The organism is Agrobacterium sp. 10T429, from assembly GCF_056393925.1.
In genome coordinates this window covers 417,568-440,812 of the sequence record NZ_JBFTGV010000001.1, presented here as the reverse complement: position 1 = coordinate 440,812, position 23,245 = coordinate 417,568, and the positions used below count along the sequence as shown (strand labels likewise).

At 58.2% G+C, this 23,245-nt stretch carries 23 protein-coding genes and 1 tRNA gene; 20 read left to right on the top strand and 4 right to left on the bottom strand.

The genetic code is table 11. From position 1 onward, the window contains the following. Positions 1-11: 11 nt before the first annotated feature. From flgA to AC1DCP_RS02105, 9 genes are all read left to right on the top strand, one after another. Complete coding sequence (flgA, locus tag AC1DCP_RS02145; RefSeq protein ID WP_013635474.1) at positions 12-500, top strand: flagellar basal body P-ring formation chaperone FlgA; 489 nt, start codon at positions 12-14, stop codon at positions 498-500. After that, positions 497-1,618, top strand: coding sequence for a flagellar basal body P-ring protein FlgI (locus AC1DCP_RS02140; protein WP_013635473.1), 1,122 nt, complete (start codon positions 497-499; stop codon positions 1,616-1,618). The genes flgA and AC1DCP_RS02140 overlap by 4 nt, the downstream gene beginning before the upstream one ends. Then, positions 1,615-2,151, top strand: a complete 537-nt coding sequence (locus tag AC1DCP_RS02135; RefSeq protein ID WP_019564308.1) for a MotE family protein — start codon at positions 1,615-1,617, stop codon at positions 2,149-2,151. The genes AC1DCP_RS02140 and AC1DCP_RS02135 overlap by 4 nt, the downstream gene beginning before the upstream one ends. Next, a complete protein-coding gene (flgH, locus tag AC1DCP_RS02130) occupies positions 2,148-2,864 on the top strand; it encodes a flagellar basal body L-ring protein FlgH (protein WP_003515062.1) in 717 nt (238 codons plus the stop codon). Before AC1DCP_RS02135 ends, flgH begins: the two co-directional genes overlap by 4 nt. 28 nt (positions 2,865-2,892) lie before the next feature. Beyond that, positions 2,893-3,393, top strand: coding sequence for a flagellar basal body-associated FliL family protein (locus AC1DCP_RS02125; protein ID WP_013635471.1), 501 nt, complete (start codon positions 2,893-2,895; stop codon positions 3,391-3,393). Beyond that, on the top strand, positions 3,390-4,127 hold the full coding sequence (gene fliP / locus AC1DCP_RS02120) for a flagellar type III secretion system pore protein FliP (protein ID WP_003515060.1): 738 nt from the start codon (positions 3,390-3,392) through the stop codon (positions 4,125-4,127). Before AC1DCP_RS02125 ends, fliP begins: the two co-directional genes overlap by 4 nt. 372 nt (positions 4,128-4,499) lie before the next feature. Continuing rightward, positions 4,500-5,510, top strand: coding sequence for a flagellin N-terminal helical domain-containing protein (locus AC1DCP_RS02115; RefSeq protein WP_003515059.1), 1,011 nt, complete (start codon positions 4,500-4,502; stop codon positions 5,508-5,510). A gap of 592 nt (positions 5,511-6,102) precedes the next feature. Next, positions 6,103-7,446 carry a flagellin N-terminal helical domain-containing protein gene (locus tag AC1DCP_RS02110; protein WP_026330633.1) on the top strand — a complete coding sequence of 448 codons (1,344 nt, stop codon included), beginning with the start codon at positions 6,103-6,105 and terminating at the stop codon, positions 7,444-7,446. Between the two features lie 262 nt (positions 7,447-7,708). Next, positions 7,709-9,046: a flagellin N-terminal helical domain-containing protein gene (locus AC1DCP_RS02105; protein ID WP_003515057.1), complete on the top strand. Its 1,338-nt coding sequence runs from the start codon at positions 7,709-7,711 to the stop codon at positions 9,044-9,046. A gap of 195 nt (positions 9,047-9,241) precedes the next feature. Here AC1DCP_RS02105 and AC1DCP_RS02100 read toward each other — a convergent pair. Further along, positions 9,242-9,316, bottom strand: a tRNA-Thr gene (locus tag AC1DCP_RS02100). Positions 9,317-9,471: 155 nt separating this feature from the next. On the opposite strand from AC1DCP_RS02100, the gene AC1DCP_RS02095 reads away from it, so the two are divergent. The 10 genes from AC1DCP_RS02095 to AC1DCP_RS02050 all read left to right on the top strand — a co-directional run bounded on the left by AC1DCP_RS02095 (position 9,472) and on the right by AC1DCP_RS02050 (position 16,375). Beyond that, the gene (locus AC1DCP_RS02095) at positions 9,472-9,738 is read left to right on the top strand and encodes a hypothetical protein (protein WP_003515056.1); all 267 of its coding nucleotides are present in this window, start codon (positions 9,472-9,474) and stop codon (positions 9,736-9,738) included. Between the two features lie 102 nt (positions 9,739-9,840). Beyond that, entirely contained in the window at positions 9,841-11,133 is a 1,293-nt protein-coding gene (murA, locus tag AC1DCP_RS02090) for a UDP-N-acetylglucosamine 1-carboxyvinyltransferase (RefSeq protein WP_013635466.1), read from the top strand. A gap of 115 nt (positions 11,134-11,248) precedes the next feature. Further along, the gene (locus AC1DCP_RS02085; protein ID WP_003515054.1) at positions 11,249-11,689 is read left to right on the top strand and encodes a DUF2948 family protein; all 441 of its coding nucleotides are present in this window, start codon (positions 11,249-11,251) and stop codon (positions 11,687-11,689) included. A 131-nt stretch (positions 11,690-11,820) separates the two neighbouring features. Further along, a complete protein-coding gene (gene hisD, locus AC1DCP_RS02080; protein WP_065658353.1) occupies positions 11,821-13,119 on the top strand; it encodes a histidinol dehydrogenase in 1,299 nt (432 codons plus the stop codon). Between the two features lie 3 nt (positions 13,120-13,122). Further along, positions 13,123-13,596 carry a UPF0262 family protein gene (locus AC1DCP_RS02075; protein WP_003515052.1) on the top strand — a complete coding sequence of 158 codons (474 nt, stop codon included), beginning with the start codon at positions 13,123-13,125 and terminating at the stop codon, positions 13,594-13,596. A 2-nt stretch (positions 13,597-13,598) separates the two neighbouring features. After that, a complete protein-coding gene (locus AC1DCP_RS02070; RefSeq protein ID WP_065688347.1) occupies positions 13,599-14,087 on the top strand; it encodes an arsenate-mycothiol transferase ArsC in 489 nt (162 codons plus the stop codon). Between the two features lie 210 nt (positions 14,088-14,297). Then, on the top strand, positions 14,298-14,516 hold the full coding sequence (gene infA, locus AC1DCP_RS02065; RefSeq protein WP_003493814.1) for a translation initiation factor IF-1: 219 nt from the start codon (positions 14,298-14,300) through the stop codon (positions 14,514-14,516). A gap of 34 nt (positions 14,517-14,550) precedes the next feature. Continuing rightward, complete coding sequence (locus tag AC1DCP_RS02060; RefSeq protein ID WP_003515050.1) at positions 14,551-15,174, top strand: Maf-like protein; 624 nt, start codon at positions 14,551-14,553, stop codon at positions 15,172-15,174. 3 nt (positions 15,175-15,177) lie between these two features. Next, positions 15,178-15,405 carry a DNA gyrase inhibitor YacG gene (gene yacG / locus AC1DCP_RS02055; protein ID WP_013635461.1) on the top strand — a complete coding sequence of 76 codons (228 nt, stop codon included), beginning with the start codon at positions 15,178-15,180 and terminating at the stop codon, positions 15,403-15,405. A 148-nt stretch (positions 15,406-15,553) separates the two neighbouring features. Beyond that, positions 15,554-16,375, top strand: a complete 822-nt coding sequence (locus AC1DCP_RS02050) for a DUF6030 family protein (protein WP_019564315.1) — start codon at positions 15,554-15,556, stop codon at positions 16,373-16,375. A 27-nt stretch (positions 16,376-16,402) separates the two neighbouring features. On the opposite strand, the gene galE is transcribed toward AC1DCP_RS02050, so the two are convergent. The 3 genes from galE to mscL form a co-directional block, all read right to left on the bottom strand. After that, positions 16,403-17,434 (bottom strand): UDP-glucose 4-epimerase GalE, encoded by a 1,032-nt coding sequence (galE, locus tag AC1DCP_RS02045; RefSeq protein ID WP_065688348.1) that lies wholly within the window; start codon positions 17,432-17,434, stop codon positions 16,403-16,405. A gap of 326 nt (positions 17,435-17,760) precedes the next feature. After that, positions 17,761-18,927, bottom strand: a complete 1,167-nt coding sequence (locus tag AC1DCP_RS02040) for a pyridoxal phosphate-dependent aminotransferase (protein WP_019564317.1) — start codon at positions 18,925-18,927, stop codon at positions 17,761-17,763. Between the two features lie 152 nt (positions 18,928-19,079). After that, positions 19,080-19,508, bottom strand: a complete 429-nt coding sequence (gene mscL / locus AC1DCP_RS02035; protein ID WP_003515034.1) for a large conductance mechanosensitive channel protein MscL — start codon at positions 19,506-19,508, stop codon at positions 19,080-19,082. Positions 19,509-19,724: 216 nt separating this feature from the next. On the opposite strand from mscL, the gene AC1DCP_RS02030 reads away from it, so the two are divergent. Continuing rightward, positions 19,725-23,234, top strand: coding sequence for a PAS domain-containing hybrid sensor histidine kinase/response regulator (locus tag AC1DCP_RS02030; RefSeq protein ID WP_476774118.1), 3,510 nt, complete (start codon positions 19,725-19,727; stop codon positions 23,232-23,234). Positions 23,235-23,245 lie beyond the last annotated feature (11 nt).

The following is a 23,245-nucleotide window of genomic DNA, read 5'->3' as shown; positions in this document are numbered from 1 at the left end:
GGCAGGCGGACATGAGGTTTGGCCGGAAACATAGCAGCTGCAGAACGGCACTCGTCCGTATGTGCCTTGCGTCTGCCTTTTCACTGGGTGCCATGGCACCCGCTTTTGCACAGGCACCGACGGCGCTGGTTCCTACTCGCACGATCTATCCGGGCGAGACGATCACGCCCGAACAAGTGAAGCCGGTGGAAGTGACCAACCCCAACATTTCCGCTGGTTACGCGAGCGATATCAGCGAAGTGGAAGGCATGATCTCCAAGCAGACATTGCTTCCCGGCCGCACAATCCCCATTGCAGCGCTTCGTGAACCGTCACTTGTGGTGCGCGGCACGAGCGTCAAACTCGTTTTCCACATCGGCAACATGACGCTGATGGCGTCCGGAACGCCCATGAGCGACGGCTCGCTCGGCGAGGTCGTAAGGGTACGCAACATCGATTCCGGCGTGATGGTCAGCGGTACCGTCATGAAGGACGGAACCATTCAGGTTATGGCGAAATGAAAGTGCTTCGTATCCTCTGTGCGGCTCTGGTCATTTCGGCCCTGCCCTTCCTCTCGACGCCGCCAGCCCAGGCAGACACGTCCCGTATCAAGGATATCGCATCCCTGCAGGCCGGGCGCGACAACCAGCTGATCGGATATGGTCTCGTCGTGGGCCTACAGGGCACCGGCGACAGCCTGCGCTCTTCACCCTTCACCGAACAGTCCATGCGCGCCATGCTGCAGAACCTCGGCATCACCACGCAGGGCGGCCAGTCCAATGCCAAGAACATCGCCGCCGTGATGGTGACGGCCAACCTGCCGCCATTCGCCAGCCCCGGCAGCCGTGTAGACGTGACGGTCAGCTCGCTCGGCGACGCCTCCTCGCTTCGCGGCGGCAACCTCATCATGACATCGCTTTCCGGTGCAGACGGGCAGATCTATGCGGTCGCGCAGGGAGCACTGATCGTCAACGGCTTTTCGGCCCAGGGCGACGCAGCGACATTGACGCAGGGCGTGACGACCTCGGCGCGCGTGCCGAACGGCGCGATCATCGAGCGGGAACTGCCGTCGAAATTCAAGGATTCGGTCAATCTGGTCCTTCAGCTGCGCAATCCCGATTTTTCGACCGCGGTGCGCGTCGCCGATGTCGTTAACGCCTTTGCCCGCGCCCGTTACGGCGATGGCATCGCCGAACCGCGCGATTCGCAGGAAATCTCGGTGCAGAAGCCCCGCACCGCCGACCTGACGCGGTTGATGGCGGAAATCGAAAACCTGACGGTCCAGACGGATACGCCGGCGAAAGTCGTGATCAACGAGCGCACGGGCACGATCGTCATCGGCGCGGATGTGCGTATTTCCCGCGTGGCGGTGAGCTATGGAACGCTGACCGTGCAGGTGACGGAATCGCCGCAGGTCATCCAGCCGGCGCCCTTCTCGCGCGGTGAGACGGCGGTGCAACCGCAGACGGATATCATGGCACTGCAGGAAGGCAGCAAGGTCGCCATCGTCGAAGGCCCTGACCTTCGCACGCTGGTTGCCGGTCTCAACAGCATCGGGCTCAAGGCGGACGGCATCATCGCCATTCTGCAAGGCATCAAATCTGCCGGCGCCCTTCAGGCGGAGCTCGTGCTGCAATGATGGAACTTCAGAAGAAAACTGCTTTCAGGAACGGCTTTGCCCGGTTCGCGGCCGTTGCCTCGCTGCTTTTCCTGTTGCCCGCCGCCGGCGCCGAAAGCCAGCAGAACGTGGTGTCCGAACTCAGCACGCAGGATGAAATCCAGAAATTCTGCACCAATATTGCCGATGCGGCCCGCGACCAGCGCTATCTCATGCAGAAGCAGGAGCTGGAAAAGCTTCAGGCTGACGTCAACGAGCGCATTTCCGCGTTGCAGGACCGCAAGGCGGAATATGAGGACTGGCTGGCACGCCGCAATCATTTCCTCGAGCAGGCGAAAAGCAATCTGGTCGATATCTACAAGACGATGAAGGCGGATGCCGCAGCACCGCAGCTCGAAAAGATGCATGTGGAAATCGCGGCTGCCATCATCATGCAGCTTCCGCCGCGCCAATCGGGCCTCATCCTTAGTGAAATGGATGCTCAGAAAGCCGCAATCGTCGCCGGCATCATGTCGCAGGCAATCGACAAAAACACTTCGAAGGATCCTTCATGACCCCGCGTCTTCCGGCCCTCCTCCTGCCGCTTGCCCTGCTTGCCGGCTGCCAGAACAACCAGACCCTGAAGGAAATCGGCAACGCTCCCGCGATGAGCCCGATCGGCAGCGGCCTGCAATTCAGCCAGACGCCGCAGATGGGCATGTATCCGAAACAGCCGAAGCACATGGCGAGCGGCTATTCGTTGTGGAGCGACAGCCAGGGTGCGCTGTTCAAGGATCTACGTGCGCTTAACATCGGCGACATCCTGACCGTCAACATCCAGATCAACGACAAGGCCGATTTCGACAACGAAACCGAGCGCAACCGTACCAATTCCAGCGGCCTGAACTGGAAGGCAAAGGCGGAAATCTTAGGTTGGACGCCGGAGGCAGATTCCAACATCAAATACGGCTCCGACACAGACACCCAGGCCAAGGGCAAGACCAAGCGTTCCGAAAAGCTGACGCTGATGGTGGCGGCCGTGGTGACCGGCATTCTCGAAAACGGCAACCTCATCATCAGCGGTTCGCAGGAAGTGCGCGTGAATCACGAAATCCGCATCCTCAACGTCGGCGGTATCGTCAGGCCGCAGGATGTCGATGCGCAGAACATGATCTCCTACGAGCGCATCGCCGAGGCGCGCATCTCCTACGGTGGTCGCGGCCGCCTGACGGAAGTGCAGCAACCCCCGGTCGGTCAGCAGGTCGTCGACCTGTTCTCGCCGCTCTGACGCCGACATGCGAAAGCGGGACTGACCCATGGAAAACGAACAGACTGAGGGCAAGAAAAAATCCTCGCCGATGGTCATGACCATCGCTGGCGTTGCAATCCTCACCCTGCTGGGTGCGGGCGGCGGCTGGTTCGTGGGCGGCATGGTCGCCCCGAAGATCGCCGGCGCCGAGGCGCATGCCCCGGCTGCCGCCGGCGAACATGGCGAGAAAAAGGGCGAGGGCATCGATAAAATCCCGGCAGAGGCGAACGGTATCGTCCAGCTCGATCCCATCACCACCAACCTTGCATACCCCTCCACGAACTGGGTGCGGCTTGAAGTGGCGCTGATGTTCAAGGGTCCGGTAGAGGTCAATCTCGCGGAGGATATCCATCAGGATATCATGGCCTACGTCCGCACCGTTTCCCTTCAGCAGTTGGAAGGGCCGCGCGGCTTTCAATATCTTAAGGATGACATTCAGGAACGAGTTGACCTGCGCTCTCAAGGGCGCGTATCCAAGGTCATGTTCCGGACCTTTGTCATCGAATGATTCGATTTCTTGTTACCATCGCTGTTCTTCTGGCTTTGCCGGGCCTTGCCAACGCCCAGCAATTTCCGACCGATCTGTTCAATACACAGATAGACGGATCCGTCGCCGCATGGATCATCCGCACCTTCGGCCTTTTGACGGTCTTGTCAGTCGCGCCGGGCATCCTGATCATGGTCACGAGCTTTCCGCGCTTCGTGATCGCCTTTTCGATCCTGCGCTCCGGCATGGGGCTTGCCTCGACCCCGTCGAACATGATCCTCTTGTCGATGGCGATGTTCATGACCTTCTACGTCATGTCGCCGACCTTCGATAAAGCCTGGACAGACGGCGTGCAGCCGTTGTTGCAGAACCAGATCAACGAACAGCAGGCCATTGGGCGCATCGCCGAACCCTTCCGTACCTTCATGAACGCCAATACGCGCGACAAGGATCTGAAGCTGTTCGTCGATATCGCCCGCGAGCGCGGACAGGTCGTGATGACCGACAATGTTGTCGACTACCGCGTGCTCGTTCCGGCCTTCATGCTTTCGGAAATCCGGCGCGGTTTCGAGATCGGTTTCCTGATCATCCTGCCGTTTCTGGTCATCGATCTCATCGTCGCCACCATCACCATGGCCATGGGCATGATGATGCTGCCACCCACCTCGATTTCCCTGCCGTTCAAGATCCTTTTTTTCGTGCTGATCGACGGCTGGAACCTGCTGGTCGGCAGCCTTGTGAGATCGTTCAACTGACGGCAACTGTGCCGAAATAATCTTCGTTAATCCTGTTTGTTAACCCCGCAGCCCCACGGCTGCGGGGTTTTCGCGTTTTAACCCTTTGGTTACCGTTTTTGCTAGGGGTCGGATAACTATAATTTTAAATTAAAAACTTACCAATTAAATATACCTCGCAGTAACCATAAGTATTTTCTAGTATTTCTTAATGCTCAAATTAACAATTGGGCAATTCTTTGCTGCCAAATTCTCCCTACACACAGCGGGTTTGGTTTCCAAAGGCAAGTAATTCGGAACCGAGTGGCATGAAGCCGAAACGTTGTGACCGGTAATACAAAGTCCGGAATGTCCCCAACTCCAGTATCTCGTAAAAACAAGGGACAAAATACTATGGCAAGCATTCTCACCAACGCCTCCTCTATGGCTGCTCTCCAGACGCTGCGTTCGATCGGCAACAACATGGAGACCACGCAGGGTCGTATCTCGACCGGCCTGAAGGTAGGCTCCGCCTCCGACAACGCCGCTTACTGGTCCATCGCGACCACGATGCGTTCGGACGCTTCGGCGCTCTCCACCGTTTCTGACGCACTCGGCATCGGCGCAGCCAAGGTCGACACCGCGTACTCCGGCATGGAAGCGACGATCAAGGTCGTTCAGGAAATCAAGGACAAGCTGATCCTTGCCCAGGACCCGACTGCCGACAAGAAGAAGATCCAGAAGGAAATCGGCCAGCTCCAGAAGCAGCTGACGTCGATCGCCGACTCCGCGACCTTCAACGGTGAAAACTGGCTGAAGACGAAAGCATCCAACGACGGCGCAGCATTTGCTGCCGGTACTGACGATGCGGCTATTGCCAACCTGAAGAAGCAGGTTGTTGCTTCCTTCACCCGTGACTCCGCTGGCGCCGTCAAGGTTCAGCGCGTCGATCTGCAGCTCAGCGGCTCGAACGTTCTGTTCGATACCGGCGCTGTAACAGACGGCAAGGGTACGGGCATCCTCGACAAGGCAGCTGTCGCAGACGGCGTTAAGCAATCGGTTTCGAACCTCGATATTTCCGACCTGAGCATCTACAAGGGCGCTGGTGCCACCATGCTCGGCACTGCCGCTGCAACGGACAACGACATCCTCGACAAGCTCATCACCCACGTTGACAAGCAGCTTGAAACCCTCAACAGCGCTGCTGCCGATCTGGGCGCGGTCTCCAACCGCATCTCGATGCAGGGTGACTTCGTCTCCAAGCTGACGGCAACGATGGAAAAGGGTATCGGCCGTCTGGTTGACGCTGACATGAACGAAGAGTCGACCCGCCTCAAGGCTCTGCAGACGCAGCAGCAGCTGGCAATCCAGGCTCTGTCGATCGCCAACAGCGACTCGCAGAACATCCTGTCGCTCTTCCGTTAATCGGACCGAAAATTACAAAAGTCGAGCCGCGCCCGAAAGGGCGCGGTTTTGCATTTGTGGAGTGCTCCGCAAACGGGAAGATTTCGTTTACCATCCTTGCTTTGAAAGCATTTACCACGATTTGAGCGAAGCGCCGGGAGCACCCTGAAATTAGGGAATTGGAAAGCACCGGCTGTCAGATTTTGGGCATGGACAAGCGGATAGCCGCTGGCCTGAATGACACAACACGCAGGATCGCAAGCGGAGGCTGACCGTCTTGCAATTGCGTGAAACAGGCAAACGTGACGGAGGCTGACCCAAGCGTATTGCCCTTTTACCAAAGCCGCATCCGGAAACGGGTGCGGCTTTATTATTTTTTTAAACATTTCAGGCTACGCGCGCATGCGCGCGAAGATTGCATAATAAAATCTCAGCGTGTGCATTTTTTTGCGACCCTTAGCTCTTCATTAACCATATGGAGGTTAGCTAGAGCCATCGAAACGGCGAGCTAACCATTAAAAATCAGCAGGTTAGCAGGCATGATGCTGTGCGCTGTTCCCGGTGAGACCGGAATGTCCCTTCTTTAATCAGCCATTCAAGGGGCAAATTTACTATGACGAGCATTCTCACTAACGTAGCAGCTATGTCTGCACTCCAGACCCTGCGCTCCATCGGCCAGAACATGGAAACGACGCAGGACCGCGTGTCTTCCGGCCAGCGCGTCGGCGAAGCTTCCGATAACGCCGCTTACTGGTCGATCGCGACCACCATGCGTTCCGACAACGGCGCTCTTTCCGCTGTACAGGACGCCCTCGGCCTCGGCGCCGCAAAGGTCGACACTGCCTATTCGGGTATGGAATCGTCCATCGACGTCGTCAAGGAAATCAAGAACAAGCTGGTTGCCGCCCGCGAACCCGGTGTCGACAAGTCCAAGATCCAGGAAGAAATCACCCAGCTGCAGGATCAGCTGAAGTCGATCTCCAGCTCCTCGTCTTTCTCCGGTGAAAACTGGCTGCAGGCAACCGTCAGCAACGGTGCTGGCGAACTGAAGAACGTCACCAAGCAGATCGTTGGCTCCTTCATCCGCGACGCTGCCGGCAACGTGTCCGTAAAGACCGTCAACGTTGACCTGAGCCGCAACACGGTGCTGTTCGACACGTCTTCGGGCGCTGCAAAGGACAAGCAGGGCGTCCTCGACTCCTACGCCTATTTTTCTTCCACGGGCAGCTACAAGCTGTTCGAAATCACCAATGACTCGGACGGCGTAGGCGCCGCCCAGCCGGTGACCAAGGTTGCAGCAGCCAAGGTTTACACTGAAGCCCAGCTGAAGGGCCTGAAGGAAGCAACTGCCGGCACCCCCGTCACCTTCACAACCGCTGCTGCAACGGGTATCGTCACGATCGCTAACGCCGATGCGACAGCCCCCGACGTCAACGGCACCTACTTCAATCTTGGCAACGACCAGTATGTGAAAATCAACACGACTGCGCCGACCTCGCCGGCAACCAAGACCAACATTGCCGTTGGCCTCGACGGCACCACCAAGATCTACCTGGAAGAAGGCGCAACCGCCCAGCTCGCAACGCAGCTCACCTACTCCCTGACGTCTCTGGACATCACCAAGGACCTGACCGGCACGTTCAAGAACAGCGACGGCTCGGCAGTCTCGGAAAACCAGTACCTCGACGCCATGGTTTCCTTCGTTGACAAGCAGCTCCAGAGCATGACGTCCGCCGCTGCCGACCTCGGCTCGGTCAAGATGCGCATCGAACTGCAGGAAAACTTCGTCAACAAGCTGACCGACTCGCTCGACAAGGGCATCGGCCGTCTCGTCGACGCTGAAATGAACGAAGAATCCACGAAGCTGAAGGCTCTTCAGACCCAGCAGCAGCTGGCTGTTCAGGCCCTGTCGATCGCCAACAACGACTCGCAGAGCATCCTGTCGCTCTTCCGTTAATCGGAAAAGACGTCGCCAAAAAATCGAGCCGCATCCGAAAGGGTGCGGCTTTTTCCGTCATGGTTAAGAGAAATTATTATTTCCTAATTTTTATTAACGACAGTTTAGGCTTTGTTAACCATTCGGGCCCTAAAACCTAGCCATCGAAACGATTGGTTAACCAAGACGAAAAAGAGGTTAACAGGCATCAAGCCGCGCGATCGTTACCGGCGGCAATCCGGAATGTCCCTTTTCATTTAAGCCAATCAAGGGGCAAATAATTATGACCAGCATTTTGACGAACGTCGCGGCAATGGCCGCCCTTCAGACCCTCCGCGCAATCGGCAGCGACATGGAAGAAACGCAGTCGCGTGTCTCCTCCGGCCTGCGCGTCAAAACCGCCTCCGACAACGCCGCCTACTGGTCTATCGCGACCACCATGCGTTCGGATAACGGTGCTCTTTCCGCTGTTCAGGACGCCCTCGGCCTCGGCGCCGCAAAGGTCGATACAGCCTATTCCGCCATGGAAACCACTGTCGATGTCGTCAAGGAAATCAGCAAGAAGCTGGTTGCCGCCCGCGAGGCCGGCGTCGACAAGGCAAAGATCCAGGAAGAAATCCGTCAGCTCCAGGACCAGCTGAAAAGCATCGGCGAATCCGCCTCCTTCTCCGGCGAAAACTGGCTTAAGGGCAAGATTAGCGACGCATCCGGCAACCTCACCCCGATAACGAAGCAGATCGTCGGCTCCTTCATCCGTGACGGCGCGGGCAATGTTGCAGTCAAGACGATCAACGTTCAGGTCGACAACAAGACTGCCCTTTTCGATACCTCGACCGGTGCGGCGAAAAACGGTATCCTCGATAGCGCCGCCTATTATTCCGATACAGGCTCCCTGCGCAATTTCGAGATTACCACGACCACACCCGCAGGTGCTGCCACAAACACGCCCTCTACCGCAAAGGTGTTCACGCAATCCCAGCTTCTGGGTTTCCCCTCGGGGACGACGACCACAGTTTCTGCTCCAGACGCAGTAACCGGCCTCGTAACCGTTGCTGCGGCGACAACCGCACGAAACAACGGCACCTACTTCAAGATCGGCGAAAACGCAGCGGGTGAAGCCCTCTACGTAAAAGCCAACAATACCGCGCCGACGCCTGCAGGCACCACTGTAACGGCAATCGGAACCGGCGGTTCGTCCAATAACAATATTTACCTCGAAACCGCCGCCGCAGATTCCCAGATGGCACAGAAGCTCGGCTACTCGCTGATCGATCTCGACATCACCAAGGATCTCAGCGGTTTGCTGGACGCCAAGGGCCAGCCGCTGACGGACAATGACGGCCTCGACAACATGATCCAGTTCGTCAACACCAAGCTGGAATCGCTGATCAGCGCGAGCGCCGATCTCGGCTCCATCAAGATGCGCCTCGATCTTCAGGAAGATTTCGTCAACAAGCTCACAGACTCCATCGACAAGGGCGTCGGACGTCTCGTTGATGCCGACATGAACGAAGAGTCCACCAAGCTGAAGGCTCTGCAGACCCAGCAGCAGCTGGCAATCCAGTCGCTCTCCATCGCCAATACCAGCTCCGAGAATATCCTGTCGCTATTCCGCCAGTAAGCGGCGCCCGTTGGCTACGGGCGGTTTCGTCCCGCTCTGGCAGCAACAGAATATTCGGAAATGGAAACCGCGCTTCGCAAGAGGCGCGGTTTTCACATTTACCGAGACCAGTGCAGAATGCGCGAAAAAGCAAGCCGACATCGTGGACAAGACCCACCGTCACGTTGCGTAAATTTCTGATTTTATTGGGGAAAATGGTGCTGCTAGAGAGATTTGAACTCTCGGCCTCTCCCTTACCAAGGGAGTGCTCTACCCCTGAGCTATAGCAGCATCCGGTGCCGAAGCGTTTGCTTCAGCATCAAGCGTGGCGGCCTATTGCCATAGGTTTTTGACGAGCGCAAGTCGCAAAACGATATTCTTCAACAAGCGGGGCAAAAAAGCGTTCCCCCTGTTGAAAAACGTATTTTTCGGATATTGCTGAATTTATGAACGAACATCATGACAAACAGGCAAAGGCGGCGTTTTCCGTGAACGCTTCAGAAGACCCCGTTGCCGTTGCGGCAAGCGGCAACGCGCAGGCAGGACCCGGCGAGAAGGCGCGGCAACGCGAGGCGGAGCGCAAGGCGCGGGCAGCGAAGAAGCTGCGTGAAAACCTGCAGAAGCGCAAACAGCAGGTTCGCGCGCGCCGGGCCGGCGATGCGGATGAGACGATTGGCCTGCCTGCCGCAAAAACGGACGAATCATCCTCATAGAGAATTCACCAGCATCATTTGAAACGCCGCGGAAACTCGTCTAAGGACGCGCATTTCCGCAAGGCATGATTAAGAAAGGCGGGCAAAGGCCCGTAGGGACGCATGGATCGCATCAGAATTACGGGTGGTAACAAGCTCAACGGCATCATTCCCATCTCCGGCGCGAAAAACGCCGCCTTGCCGTTGATGATCGCTTCGCTTCTGACCAGCGATACGCTGACGCTCGAAAACGTGCCGCATCTGGCGGACGTCGAGCAGCTCATCCGTATTCTCGGCAATCATGGCGTCGATATTTCGGTCAATGGCCGTCGTGAAAGCCAGGGCGAAGCCTATTCCCGCACGGTCCACTTCACCTGCCGTACCATCGTCGATACCACCGCACCTTACGAGCTGGTTTCCAAGATGCGCGCCAGCTTCTGGGTCATCGGCCCGCTTCTGGCCCGTGAAGGCCGTGCGCGCGTTTCACTGCCCGGCGGCTGTGCCATTGGCACCCGTCCGGTGGACCTGTTCATCGAGGGCCTGCAGGCGCTTGGCGCAACGATGGAGATCGATGGCGGCTATATCAACGCCAGCGCTCCAAAGGGCGGCCTGATCGGCGCTGTTTATACCTTCCCGAAAGTCTCCGTCGGCGCGACGCATGTGATGCTGATGGCCGCGAGCCTTGCAAGAGGCACCACCGTCATTCACAACGCCGCCCGCGAACCGGAAGTCGTCGATCTAGCGCACTGCCTGATTGCGATGGGCGCGAAGATCGAGGGCGCTGGCACCTCCACCATCACCATCGAGGGCGTCACATCGCTTTCCGGCGCACGCCACCGGGTGCTGCCTGACCGTATCGAGACCGGCACCTATGCCATGGCCGTTGCCATGGCTGGCGGTGATGTGGTGCTGGAAGGCACGCGTGCATCGCTGCTCGACAATGCGCTGGACACGCTGCGGCTTGCCGGAGTGTCGATCAGCGACACGGAGACCGGTCTGCGCGTCGTGCGCAACGGCAACGGCATTCAGCCGGTCGATATCGTCACCGAACCCTTCCCCGGCTTCCCTACCGACCTTCAGGCGCAGTTCATGGCGCTGATGACCCGGTCGCAGGGTGTATCCCACATTACCGAAACCATCTTCGAAAACCGCTTCATGCATGTGCAGGAACTGGCCCGTCTCGGCGCGAAGATTTCGCTCTCCGGGCAGATGGCCCGTATCGAAGGCGTTACCCGCCTGAAGGGTGCGCCTGTCATGGCAACCGATCTGCGCGCCTCGGTGTCGTTGGTCATTGCGGGACTGGTGGCGGAAGGCGAGACCATGGTTTCGCGCGTCTACCACCTCGATCGCGGTTTCGAACGGCTTGAAGAAAAGCTCACCCGCTGCGGTGCGCTGGTCGAACGCGTCAGCGATTGATCCTTTCATCGCCGCTCATTCGTTTTCTCCCCGTTGCAGAGCGGGCCGCGACTGCCTATTTCCTGTACAAGGAATAGACATTGCGGGCGCGGCCCCGCGGAAAAGGAAGAAAACGATGAGCGGCCTGAAATTGCTCGCGCTGGATACTGAAGATCTCTCCGTCATTTCGACGCACATGCAGGACAGCGTCTTCAAACTGAAGGACGTTGCATTCGAGGCAAAGCAGGGCCAATTCACACTTTCCGCCAATCGTTTCGTCTGGGAAAGCGCGAATAAGAAGAACCTGCCGCCGGAGCGATGCCGCAGCGTGGTTTTCCTGAAGCGGGTCTCCGCCGTCCGCTCGCACGGCATCAATCGCAGTGATAAGGAACAGGTGCTTTCGCTCCTTGCAATCCGCTTCGTGCAGAACGGCGAAGGTCCTGATGGCGCCGTCGAACTGACGCTTTCGGGCGGTGGCGCTATCGCACTCGATGTCGAATGCATCGAGGCGCAGCTGACGGATGTGAGCGGCGCCTGGGAAACTGCCGCCAAACCGCATCATCCCGATAGCGAATAAGCTCTCCACGCCATTGCAACGGTTGCCTTTCGTCACTGTTTCGATTTATGCCACATACCAGAGCCGCATTTTTCTGCGGTGAGTTCGTGCACCTCGCGGGATCGCCGCGAGGAAAATGAGAGGGTAATGGCGTGGCAATCTGGCTGGAGCGGGCATCGGCTGATTTCGAACAGAAATTCGCTGCCTTCCTGACAACCAAGAGGGAAGTTTCGGAAGACGTCAACGCGACCGTTCGCGACATCATCGATGACGTCCGCAATCGCGGCGATGCGGCCCTTGCCCACTACTCCATTAAATTCGACGGCATCGATTTCTCGAAGGTCTCGATGCGGGTGACAGCGGAAGAGATCGATGCGGCCGTCGCAGCCGTTGACAGAAGTGTCATCGAAGCTCTCGAACTCGCAGCCCGGCGCATTGAAAAACACCATGCGCGGCAGATGCCGAAGGACGATATCTACGAAGACGAGATCGGTGTGGGCCTCGGTTCACGCTGGACGGCGATCGAAGCTGTCGGCCTTTATGTGCCCGGCGGCACCGCGAGCTATCCAAGCTCCGTCCTTATGAATGCTGTCCCCGCCAAGGTTGCCGGTGTAGAGCGTATCGTCATGGTCGTGCCGGCGAATGGCGGCGTGATAAACCCCGCCGTTCTTGCCGCCGCGCGCATCGCAGGTGTTGAGGAAATCTACCGCATTGGCGGCGCACAGGCCGTGGCTGCACTCGCCTACGGCACGGAAACAATCACGCCTGTCGCCAAGATTGTCGGCCCCGGCAATGCCTATGTGGCGGCCGCGAAACGGCATGTCTTCGGAACTGTCGGCATCGACATGATCGCCGGGCCCTCCGAAGTGCTTGTCATTGCCGACAGGGACAACGATCCGGACTGGCTGGCCGCCGATCTTCTCGCGCAGGCGGAGCATGACCGTGGCGCGCAGTCCATTCTCATCACCGACAATGCCGAACTCGGCAAGGCGGTGGAGGCGGCGGTGGAACGGCAGCTGAAACGGCTGTCGCGCGCCGAGACGGCAGCGGCGAGCTGGGCGGATTTCGGTGCGATCATTCTCGTCGAAAAGCTCACCGATGCCATTCCCTTGGCCAACCGCATTGCGGCCGAGCATCTGGAGCTTGCCGTTGACGATCCGGATGCGCTGATGGCGCACATCCGCAATGCCGGCGCGATCTTCGTCGGGCGCCATACGCCTGAGGTGATCGGCGATTATGTCGGCGGCTCCAACCACGTTCTGCCGACAGCGCGCTCAGCGCGCTTCTCTTCCGGTCTTTCAGTGCTGGATTTCGTCAAACGTACCTCGATCCTGCGTCTCGGGCCTGAGCAGCTGCGGCAGCTTGCGCCGGCGGCGATCACCCTTGCCCGTTCGGAGGGGCTGGACGCGCATGCGCGCTCCGTCTCCATTCGCCTCAACCCGGAAAGTTAAGAGATGGCTTCAGGCGATTTCCGGCTCTGCGATGTGGTTCTGGACGATAGCATCGGCCGGTCCACGCCGGACGTGGAGCATGAACGCGCCGTCGCCATTTTCGATCTGATAGAGGAAAACACGTTCGAACCATTCGGCCATGAGGGCGGTCCATACCGGCTGCACATATCGCTGGTCGATGCCAAGCTGGTTTTCTCGATCAAGACCGAAGACGAGAAGGATGTCTCGACCCATATCCTGTCGCTGACGCCGTTCCGCCGCATCATCAAGGATTATTTCCTGATCTGCGAAAGCTATTACGAGGCGATACGCTCCTCCACTCCAAGCCAGATCGAGGCGATCGACATGGGCAGGCGGGGCATTCACAATGACGGCTCGCAGACGTTGATGGACCGGCTTTCCGGCAAGATCAAAATCGATTTCGATACTGCGCGCCGTCTTTTCACCCTTGTCTGTGTGCTTTATTGGCGGGGTTAGAGATGAGAGATCCCGCCACGGCTCCAAATGGGGGACAGGCTCCCAAATCGGTCCTCTTCATGTGCGGCATGAACTCCATCCGTTCTCCCATGGCCGAGGTCATCGCCAAACGACTGGTGGCGCCCGGCATCTACATCCAGTCGGCCGGCGTGCGGGCGGGCGAGCGTGACCCCTTTGTGGATGCGGTGCTGGAAGAACAGGGATTTTCGCTCGGCAAACACAAACCGCGCACATTGGACGAGATCGAGGATGATTTTTTCGATCTGATCATTACATTGACGCCCGAAGCTCATCACGCAGCGCTTGAACTGACACGCTCGAACTCGCTCGACGTTGTCTATTGGCCAACCATGGACCCAACCGTCATCACCGGCACGCGGGACCAGATTCTCGATGCATATCGCGAGGTGCGGGACCATCTTGCCAGGCTGATTACCGAACGCCTGCCAGGAAGGCCGCAGCCGGCAGCAGATACGCTTTCAAAAGACTGAGGTTGAGTGTCCGTTTCGATCGGACCAGACACTTCAAACGCCGCACAGGATAGGCATTTATTCGATCCGCACCTCTCACCTGGCGAAAATCGGTTCCGATTTTCGCCGTGATGCTTTAGAGGTTCACAAATGTGCCGGGATTGTGTAGTTTCCGCGCAATTTTCCCGGACACGACAGGTCCGGCACTATCAACAGGAAGAAAACCCTTACATGACAAAAGAAGAAGTCCTCGAATTCCCGGGCATCGTAACCGAATTGCTGCCGAACGCAACATTCCGCGTGAAGCTTGAGAACGAACACGAAATCATCGCCCACACGGCGGGCCGCATGCGCAAGAACCGTATCCGCGTTCTGGCGGGCGACAAGGTGCTGGTCGAAATGACGCCTTACGACCTGAGCAAGGGCCGCATCACCTATCGCTTCAAGTAATCCGTTTTCGGCATTCGGAAGCCCGGGCAGCGCAATGACCAACTCAAAACAAAAGCTCGTTCTGGCATCCGGTTCGCCGCGGCGTCTGGAACTATTGCACCAGATCGGCATCGAGCCGGCACGTCTGATGCCGATGGATATCGACGAAACGCCCGTAAAGCTTGAGCATCCGCGCACGCTGTGCCGTCGCCTGTCGCTACAGAAGGCCGAGGCTGCGCATGCGGCGCTGAAGAGCGAGCAGACGTGGAAAGACGCCTATGTTCTCGGCTCCGACACCGTGGTGGCCGTGGGTCGCCGCATTGTCGGCAAGGCGGAATATACCGAGGAGGCTTCCGCAGCGCTGCATCTTCTCTCGGGGCGCAGCCATTGGGTCTATACCGGCATCTGCCTTGTGACGCCCGGCGGCAAAATCCGCCAGAAGGTTGTGGAAACCAAGGTGCGTTTCAAACGCCTTACCACGCGCGAGATCGACGCCTATATCGCCTCCGGGCAATGGCGCGGCAAAGCCGGGGCCTATGGTATCCAGGGCATTGCCGGCTCATTCGTGCAGAAACTGACCGGCTCCTACACCAATGTCGTCGGCCTGCCGCTGTATGAGACCATGTCGCTTCTTTCCGGTGAAGGATTCGAGGTGACGTCGGGCTGGCTCGAAGGATAGACCATGACAAAATCATCTCCTGAAGGTGCGGGAAATGTTACGCCGCTTCGGAAAACGAAGCCATGTCCGGAGTGCGGGCGGCCATCGACACGGGAAGACTATCCGTTCTGTTCGGATCGCTGCCGCTCGCTCGATCTCGCCCGCTGGCTGAACGGCTCCTACGCCATTCCTGTCGCCGACGACGAAAGCAGCGCGGACGAGCAGGACTCGTTCAAAAATTCCTCCGAATAACGTTGCGCCGCCGGAAAATCCGGCGGTTGAATACAGAATATTTTTAATGACCTTCAGCTCGCATTATATTCACCGGGTTGCCGACAGCCCGAAAGCCATGTCAAAAACCGGTTGACGCCCCTCCCCCGGCAGCCATTAGGGTTCCCCGATGGACGCAAGCCTGCAAAAAAGAGTAAGGCCTGGCGCGCTGCTGTTTGCGGTGCTGGCAGTTTGTCTTGCCATATTGGCAACGGTGCTGCTTGCCAATGACAAGAAACATCTCAAAAGCCTGCTGAGCTATCTCAACCTTGCGCCTGCCACACGCTCCGCCGAGCAGCCAGCGCGGATGAAGCCCGTCAAGCGGCAAAAGGTTACCGCCCAAAAGCTCAATCTACCGCCGCATCTGCTGAAATTCGAGCAAGGCGGCGACAGGGCATCCTTTGCCCGCGACTTCGTTCTGTCCGGCAAGGACCTCTGCGACCGCTTTACCGCGGCGGGCTTTTCCAACCCGCAAGGCTGGCACGCAAGCCCGGTGAAGATCCGCAATTTCGAATGCATGGCCGATCTTGTGGTCGGGGACACGGCGAACGCGTCGGAACGGGCATCGCTTTTTCTCGACATCAGAGGCGAGGCGTCCGACGAGGTTCGCTCTATCAGGATGAAAGTGGTTGCGCCGCAGACACCTGATGGTGCCGTTATTCTGACGAAGCTTGAGGACGCGTTGGCGATGATCATCGAGCAGACGCGCTGGGCCGACCTTGCCAGCATGCTTGAGCCGGCACGCAGGCTGCAACCCTATCAGGCAGAGCATTTCGGTATTTCCGTCTCCCTAAAGCCGGAGCCGTCTGCGCCGCATCGGCTGAACCTGATTTTGCTGGCAACGGAACAATTGCCGGGACTGAAGCTCACGCGCAGCTTTTTCGACAGCGAGAAATGGCTTCCCGCTGCCACTCTTTCGGATCGACCGGTCCTCTATTTTTCCGTCAGGTAGAACCGCATCCCGAAAACCAACGGCTACTCAGCCTATCGCTGCCAGTTTATGCTGCCCAGGCAGAATCCTGTCGCTTCGCTGGGCTTGACGTTTAGCCTCCCACTGAAGGGCCGTGCGAACGATGGTTGTGAGATCATTGAAACGCGGCGACCATCCGAGTTCCGACTGGATGCGGCTCGAATCCGCAACCATCGTGGCAATGTCGCCGGCGCGGCGGGGACAGTGGATAACCGGGAAATCGTTTCCAGATTCCCGCTGCACGGCATGCAGCACGTCCAGTACCGAATAGCCGACGCCATAACCGCAATTGAGCGTTCGTGTGCCGCCACCAGCACGCAGATGCGCCATGGCGAGCATATGCGCGTCGATCAGATCGCTGACATGGATATAGTCGCGAACGCCGGTGCCGTCAGCGGTCGGATAATCGGTTCCGTAAACCTCAACCTTGTCGCGCCGGCCGGTTGCCGCTTCGCACGCTACCTTGATGAGGTTCGCCACACCCGTGGGGGACGGCCCGGCACGGCCCTTCGGGTCGGCGCCGGCAACATTGAAATAACGCAGCGCCACATAGTTGAAATCATGTGCCTGCACGACATCGCGCAACATGATTTCTGAGGCGAGTTTCGACAGGCCGTAGGGATTTTCCGGGCTGAGAACTGCCGTTTCCGGCACCGGGCCATCAAAGGGTTGGTTCCCATAGACCGCGGCAGTTGAAGAGAAGATGAAATTGCGGATACCATGACCGACTGCCGCCGCAACAAGGGCGCGGGTCGTGCCGGTATTGTTTTCGTAATATTCCAGCGGCTGGCTGATCGATTCAGGGACGCTGACGGAGCCAGCGAAGTGGAAAATGGTCTCGATCTGGTTGTGTTCGAAAATCTGGCCGAGCAAGTCGCGATCGGCGACGTCGCCGAGATAGAAACGCGCCGCTGGCGCGACCGCCCAACGTGATCCCGTCGAAAGACGGTCGACAACAACGACGTCTTCACCGGCGTCGAGCAAAGCCCACACCATGTGGCTTCCTATATAACCGGCCCCACCGGTGACCAGAACAGCCATGACATTACTTCCCTGTTTGCTTTTGTTACGTCCATCAAAGCCAATAATTCTTCATCATTGATTACTTGCACAGCAAATACCCCACCTATCCCTCGCCCCTATGAAAAGGTGGCTTACGATTGGTTAGCGCAATGAAGTGTGTTTTATTTATTAGATGAAAATGTTCTCATAAATGGAACACAAGGCGCATAGCACAGAAAAGCCCGCACGTCGATTGGTACGCCGTGAGGTTGTAGTTTTAGCGGCTCGCAATGATTCTTTTGGCAGAAACTGTGCCTGCCGCGGCCAAATTCGGCGCGGCAGGGCGGGCTATCGCAGGATTGCGGTTATCTGCCGAGAATATAGGACGCAAGCCGATCGGCTGCGTCTTCGATCTGCTTTGGGTTGCGCAGGAAGCAGGCACGGAGAAACAGCTCTCCGCCTTGGCCGAAGGCGGTGCCCGGCGCGAGGCCGACGCCGGTCTTGTCAACGATATCCAGAGCCGTGGCGCGGCTGTCGGTCACGCCGTCCACCTTGAGGAAGGCATAAAGAGCGCCATCCGGCTTCAATGTCTCCACGCGGTTCGTCGCGATCAGCGCATCGCAAAGAATGTCGCGGGATGTCAGAGCGCGTTCGTAGTTCTCGCGGACGAAACCGTCACCATGGTCGAGAGCCGCGACTGCCCCGCGCTGCATGAACTGCGCCACGCCGGAGGTGGAATATTGAATAAGGTTCTCGATCACCTGGCCGATGACCGGCGGCGCCACAAGCCAGCCAACACGCCAGCCCGTCATGGACCAATTCTTCGAAAAAGAATTGGCGAAGACGATTTTGTCATCCGGTTCCATCACGTCGAGGAACGACGGCGCACGGGTGCCGGTATAGTGATAAAGTGCGTAAATCTCATCCGCCACGATCCAGAGGTCGTGCTTGCGGGCGAGTGCCAGAACATCGCGAAGATTGTCTCGCGTTGCGGTCCAGCCGGTCGGGTTGGACGGCGTGTTGATAAAGAGCGCCTTCGTCTTACCGGTGATCGCACTTTCCAGCTTGCCGATATCGAGATCCCAGCGACCATCGTGGAAATCGATGCCGGCTGCGACCGCCTTTGCGCCCGCCACGCCGATGGCGGCAACAATATTGGGCCAGGTGGGCGTGAGATAGATCATCTCGTCGCCCGGCGAGGTCAGCGCCTGCACCGCAAGCGCAATCGCCTGCATGCCGGAACCTGTTACGTAAAAATGATCTGCGGATAGAGAGGCTGAAAAGTGACGCTCGTAGTAGCTGCTGAGCGCCTGGCGCAATTCGGGAATGCCGCGTTGCCAGGTATAGAAGGTCTCGCCATTGTTGAGCCCGTCGATGGCCGCCTTGTTGATGAAGTCCGGGCTTGGCAGATCGCCTTCGCCGACCCAAAGCGGCAGAAGATTGTCCCGTCCCCGGGCATAATTCACGACCTCGACAATGCCGCTCTCGGGAGCCGCCAGAGAGCGCGCACTCAGACTGTTCAAAATGGACATTAAAGACACTCCGTTTGGTGTCTTCTTATCGCATCGAACGGGCGATATGCATGATATTCCGTGCAACAGTCATGGATTTTCTTTATGGATGGATGCCCGGCGAGAGGGAGCTGACCCATGGTCAGCAATATCGCGCCGGGACAATCTAAGCTTCAACGCGTCTTCAGCAGATCGCGGATTTCGGTGAGAAGTTTGACGTCTTCCGGCGGCGGAGCCGGTTCGGACTTTTCCTCTATCTTTTTCCGGTCGACAGAAGCGCGAAGCTTGTTGACCCCTTTGACCATCAGGAAAATGATCCAGGCGAGAATGAGGAAGTTGATGAGGACCGTGAGAAAGTTACCATAAGCGAAGACAGCGCCCTGATCGCGCGCGGCGGCAAGCGAGCTGGCGGTGACGCTGGAACTGAGTGGCAGGAAGTAGTTCGAAAAATCGAACCCGCCGAAAATCGCACCGACGATCGGCATGATAAGGTCGTTGACGACGGAATCGACGATCTTGCTGAACGCCGCCCCGATAATAACACCCACGGCCAGATCCATGACATTGCCACGGGCAATGAAGGTTTTAAATTCGTTAAGCATCAGATGGTCCCTCTCCTGCTTCGCGAGCTGAAGCTATGTGACTGTCCCTACGGGTTCAACCATATAGATTCCCTGTCCCATTTGGAATTCGTCAAGATTGCATTTATTAGGCTTTTTGCACGGTAGTCTTGAACTTTATGATCAGACCGCGCTCATTCTCAACGGCCCGGAATTCGCCTATGCTCGTTTTCAGGGATTGTTGCATGGGGAGGATGCGTGCTTCCTGGGTGGATCATATTCGGTTCGGCCTTCGCTTATGTCCTGCTGCTGTTTGCGGTTGCAAGTTATGGGGACAGGAACAGCCGGAAAAGAAACGCTCCCAAAAAGGGGCGGCCGTTCGTCTATGCGCTTAGCCTGGCGATCTATTGCACCTCCTGGACCTATTTCGGCGGCGTCGGGCTTGCGGCGGACAAGGGGCTGGAATTCCTCGGCATCTATACCGGGCCGATCCTTGCCTTCACCATCGGCATGCCGATCATTCGCCGCATCGTGGAGCTTGCCAAAACCGAAAAGCTGACGTCGGTTGCCGATTTCATTGCCGCCCGCTACGGCAAGAACTCCACCGTGGCGATGATTGTCGCCATCATCGCGCTTGTCGGCGCCATTCCCTATATCGCGCTGCAATTGAAGGCCGTTTCCAGTTCGGTGGCGACGATGGTCGATCCCGGCGATTACGGCATTGGCAGCGGCAACCTCTATTTCCTCGATCTGCCGCTGCTCGTCACCATCGTCATGGCGGGCTTCGCCGTCATGTTCGGCACCCGGCATACCGACGCGACCGAACACCAGGACGGGCTTATTCTGGCAATTTCGATGGAATCGCTCGTCAAGCTCGTCGCCATGTGCACCGTCGGCTTTTACGTTCTGTTCGTCCTATTCGACGGCCCCTCGCATTTGTGGGAACTTGCGTCGGGCAATGAACGGGCCATGCGGGCCATATCCTATCACACGCCCATCAGCCGCTGGATCGTGATGACCCTGCTTTCCGGTTTCGCGATCATCCTGTTGCCGCGCCAGTTCCATGTCACCGTGGTTGAAAATCGCACGCCGGAAGAGCTGCGCATGGCGGGGTTCCTGCTGCCGCTTTATCTGATTGCGATCAACATCTTCGTGCTGCCGATAGCGCTTGCCGGAATTTTGACGCTCGGCGCCAATGGCAACGCCGATCTTTACGTCCTGCAATTGCCGCTTGCGCATCAGATGCCGGTCGTTTCGCTGATTACCTTCATTGGCGGATTTTCAGCGGCGACCGCCATGGTGATCGTTGCCTCGGTCGCGCTGTCGATCATGATTTCCAACGACATCGTCATGCCGATCTTTTTGCGGCAGAAGCTGTTGAACCGTTCGCCGCACCGGGACAACTTTGCCAAAACGCTTCTCAACATCCGCAGAACAGCGATCTTTGCGGTGATGCTTCTGGGCTACGGCTACTACCGTGCGGCCGATAGTGCCACCGGGCTTGCCTCCATCGGCCTCCTGGCATTTGCCGCCATCGCCCAGATGGCACCTGCCCTTTTCGGCGGGTTGTTCTGGCGGCGCGCCAATGCGCGCGGTGCGATTGCCGGTTTGAGTTCAGGCTTTTTTGTCTGGGCCTACCTGCTGTTTCTGCCAAGCTTCGGCGGGCCTGATAACTCAGAGGTCGCGGCCACCGTTCTCGGCTTCCTGTTTTCTGGCAGTACGGTCTTCAACGGTCCCGAGGCCGACCCTTTTGTGAACGCGGTCATCCTCAGCCTGCTCGTCAACAGCATGGCTTTCGTGCTTGGCTCGCTTTCACGCAACCCGCGACCGGTGGAGCGCATCCAGTCCGGCATCTTCGTGAAGCGCCATTCGAAATCACAATTCGCCACGCGCGGCTGGAAAACCCGCGTCAGCGTCGGCGATCTCAAAAGCGCGATTGCCCGTTATCTCGGTGAAGAGCGCATGCTGCGCTCACTGGCGACCTATGAAAAGACGGCGGGCAGGAAGCTCAATGACGACCAGCCCGCCGACATGGCGCTGATCCATTTCTCCGAACAATTGCTGGGCAGCGCCATCGGCTCCTCCTCAGCCCGTCTCGTGCTTTCGATCATTCTCCAGAAGGCGGAGGACACCAGCGCCGACACGGCCTGGCTGCTGGATCAGGCAAGCGAGGCGCTGCAATATAATCAGGACATGCTGCAAACGGCGCTGGCGCAGATGGACCAGGGCATCGCCGTTTTCGACAGCTCGCAGCAGCTGACGATCTGGAACCGGCGCTTCCGCACCCTTCTCGATCTACCTGAGCAATTCGGGCAGGTGGGGCTGCCGCTGACGGACATCGTTTCCATGCTGCAGGAGCGTGGCGACATGCCGCCGGGCGACACGGAACAGCTGATCACCAGTTTCCTGACCATGGACCTGCCTTTCTCGCTGGTGCTTGGCGGCGGCGAGCGCATCATCGAAGTGCGCTCCAACACCATGCCGGACAAGGGTATCGTCGCCACATTCACCGATATCACGCAGAGAGTGGCGAGCGATCAGGCACTGAAACAGGCCAATGAAACGCTGGAGCAGCGTGTGGCGGAACGAACCGTCGAGCTTACCCGCGTCAACCGCGAACTTGCGGAGGCAAGAGCATCAGCCGACGAGGCGAACATCGGCAAGACACGGTTTTTCGCTGCCGCCGGCCACGATATCCTCCAGCCGCTGAATGCCGCGCGGCTTTATTCCTCCTCGCTGGTCGAGCGGCTTGGCGCCTCGGGGGAAAGCGATCTCGTCCAGAACATCGATTCGGCGCTCGAGTCGGTAGAGACCATTCTCGGCGCGGTGCTCGATATTTCCCGCCTCGACACGGGTTCGATGAAGGCGCGCATGACATCGGTGCCGCTGAACGAGCTGCTGAAACGCATCGAAACCGATTTCGCGCMTATGGCGCAGGAAAAGAACCTCGATCTCGTGGTCATGCCCACCTCGCTCACCGTCCGCTCCGACCCCAACCTGTTGCGGCGGCTGATACAAAACCTCGTCTCCAACGCCATCAAATACACGCTGAGTGGCAAGGTCATCGTTGGCGCGCGCCGCCGGGGAGGCGATGTCGTCATTCAGGTGACGGATTCCGGCATCGGCATTCCCGCATCCAAATTCCGCACGGTTTTCAAGGAATTCGCTCGGCTGGATGAGGGTGCAAAAACGGCCTCCGGCCTCGGACTTGGTCTTTCAATTGTCGACCGGCTGTCGCGCATGCTGCACCATCCGGTACAGCTGATCTCCACACCCGGAAAAGGTACGACATTCCGTATCCACCTGCCGCGCGAGGCAGACCGCCTGACGCCAGCCAAGGCCGCTGGCGGGATCGCCAATCCGGTGGCGAGCGACCGGCTTGCCGGCGTCAGGGTACTCTGCATCGACAACGAGCCGAAAATCCTCGAGGGCATGACGTTATTGCTGACGGGATGGGGCTGTGAGGTCTTACCCGCAGGTTCGGTGGCCACACTCGAAGAACCGTTCCTGACAATGTCAGCGGCGCCGGATGTCATCATTGCCGATTATCATCTCGACGACGGCGACGGTATCAGCGCCATCCGCCTGATCAGGACATTCTACGGCAAAACGATCCCTGCCCTGCTTGTGACGGCGGACCGCAGCCCGGAAGTGCGCAGCGATGCGGAAAAATATGGGATTTCCGTCCAGCATAAGCCGGTCAAACCGGCGGCGCTGCGGGCCTATATCAACCAGATATCCAGCACGGCCCGCGCAGCGGCAGAATAAAAAAGCTCCCG

Coding starts and splice junctions, on each gene's coding strand:
- AC1DCP_RS02050 (WP_019564315.1), top strand. CDS start 15,554: ATGGACGCAAGCCTGCAAAAAAGAGTAAGGCCTGGCGCGCTGCTGTTT.
- AC1DCP_RS02070 (WP_065688347.1), top strand. CDS start 13,599: ATGAGAGATCCCGCCACGGCTCCAAATGGGGGACAGGCTCCCAAATCG.
- flgA (WP_013635474.1), top strand. CDS start 12: ATGAGGTTTGGCCGGAAACATAGCAGCTGCAGAACGGCACTCGTCCGT.
- AC1DCP_RS02115 (WP_003515059.1), top strand. CDS start 4,500: ATGGCAAGCATTCTCACCAACGCCTCCTCTATGGCTGCTCTCCAGACG.
- AC1DCP_RS02075 (WP_003515052.1), top strand. CDS start 13,123: ATGGCTTCAGGCGATTTCCGGCTCTGCGATGTGGTTCTGGACGATAGC.
- fliP (WP_003515060.1), top strand. CDS start 3,390: ATGATTCGATTTCTTGTTACCATCGCTGTTCTTCTGGCTTTGCCGGGC.
- galE (WP_065688348.1), bottom strand. CDS start 17,434: ATGGCTGTTCTGGTCACCGGTGGGGCCGGTTATATAGGAAGCCACATG.
- AC1DCP_RS02095 (WP_003515056.1), top strand. CDS start 9,472: ATGAACGAACATCATGACAAACAGGCAAAGGCGGCGTTTTCCGTGAAC.
- infA (WP_003493814.1), top strand. CDS start 14,298: ATGACAAAAGAAGAAGTCCTCGAATTCCCGGGCATCGTAACCGAATTG.
- mscL (WP_003515034.1), bottom strand. CDS start 19,508: ATGCTTAACGAATTTAAAACCTTCATTGCCCGTGGCAATGTCATGGAT.
- AC1DCP_RS02105 (WP_003515057.1), top strand. CDS start 7,709: ATGACCAGCATTTTGACGAACGTCGCGGCAATGGCCGCCCTTCAGACC.
- AC1DCP_RS02135 (WP_019564308.1), top strand. CDS start 1,615: ATGATGGAACTTCAGAAGAAAACTGCTTTCAGGAACGGCTTTGCCCGG.
- yacG (WP_013635461.1), top strand. CDS start 15,178: ATGACAAAATCATCTCCTGAAGGTGCGGGAAATGTTACGCCGCTTCGG.
- AC1DCP_RS02140 (WP_013635473.1), top strand. CDS start 497: ATGAAAGTGCTTCGTATCCTCTGTGCGGCTCTGGTCATTTCGGCCCTG.
- AC1DCP_RS02040 (WP_019564317.1), bottom strand. CDS start 18,927: ATGTCCATTTTGAACAGTCTGAGTGCGCGCTCTCTGGCGGCTCCCGAG.
- AC1DCP_RS02110 (WP_026330633.1), top strand. CDS start 6,103: ATGACGAGCATTCTCACTAACGTAGCAGCTATGTCTGCACTCCAGACC.
- AC1DCP_RS02060 (WP_003515050.1), top strand. CDS start 14,551: ATGACCAACTCAAAACAAAAGCTCGTTCTGGCATCCGGTTCGCCGCGG.
- AC1DCP_RS02085 (WP_003515054.1), top strand. CDS start 11,249: ATGAGCGGCCTGAAATTGCTCGCGCTGGATACTGAAGATCTCTCCGTC.
- murA (WP_013635466.1), top strand. CDS start 9,841: ATGGATCGCATCAGAATTACGGGTGGTAACAAGCTCAACGGCATCATT.
- flgH (WP_003515062.1), top strand. CDS start 2,148: ATGACCCCGCGTCTTCCGGCCCTCCTCCTGCCGCTTGCCCTGCTTGCC.
- AC1DCP_RS02125 (WP_013635471.1), top strand. CDS start 2,893: ATGGAAAACGAACAGACTGAGGGCAAGAAAAAATCCTCGCCGATGGTC.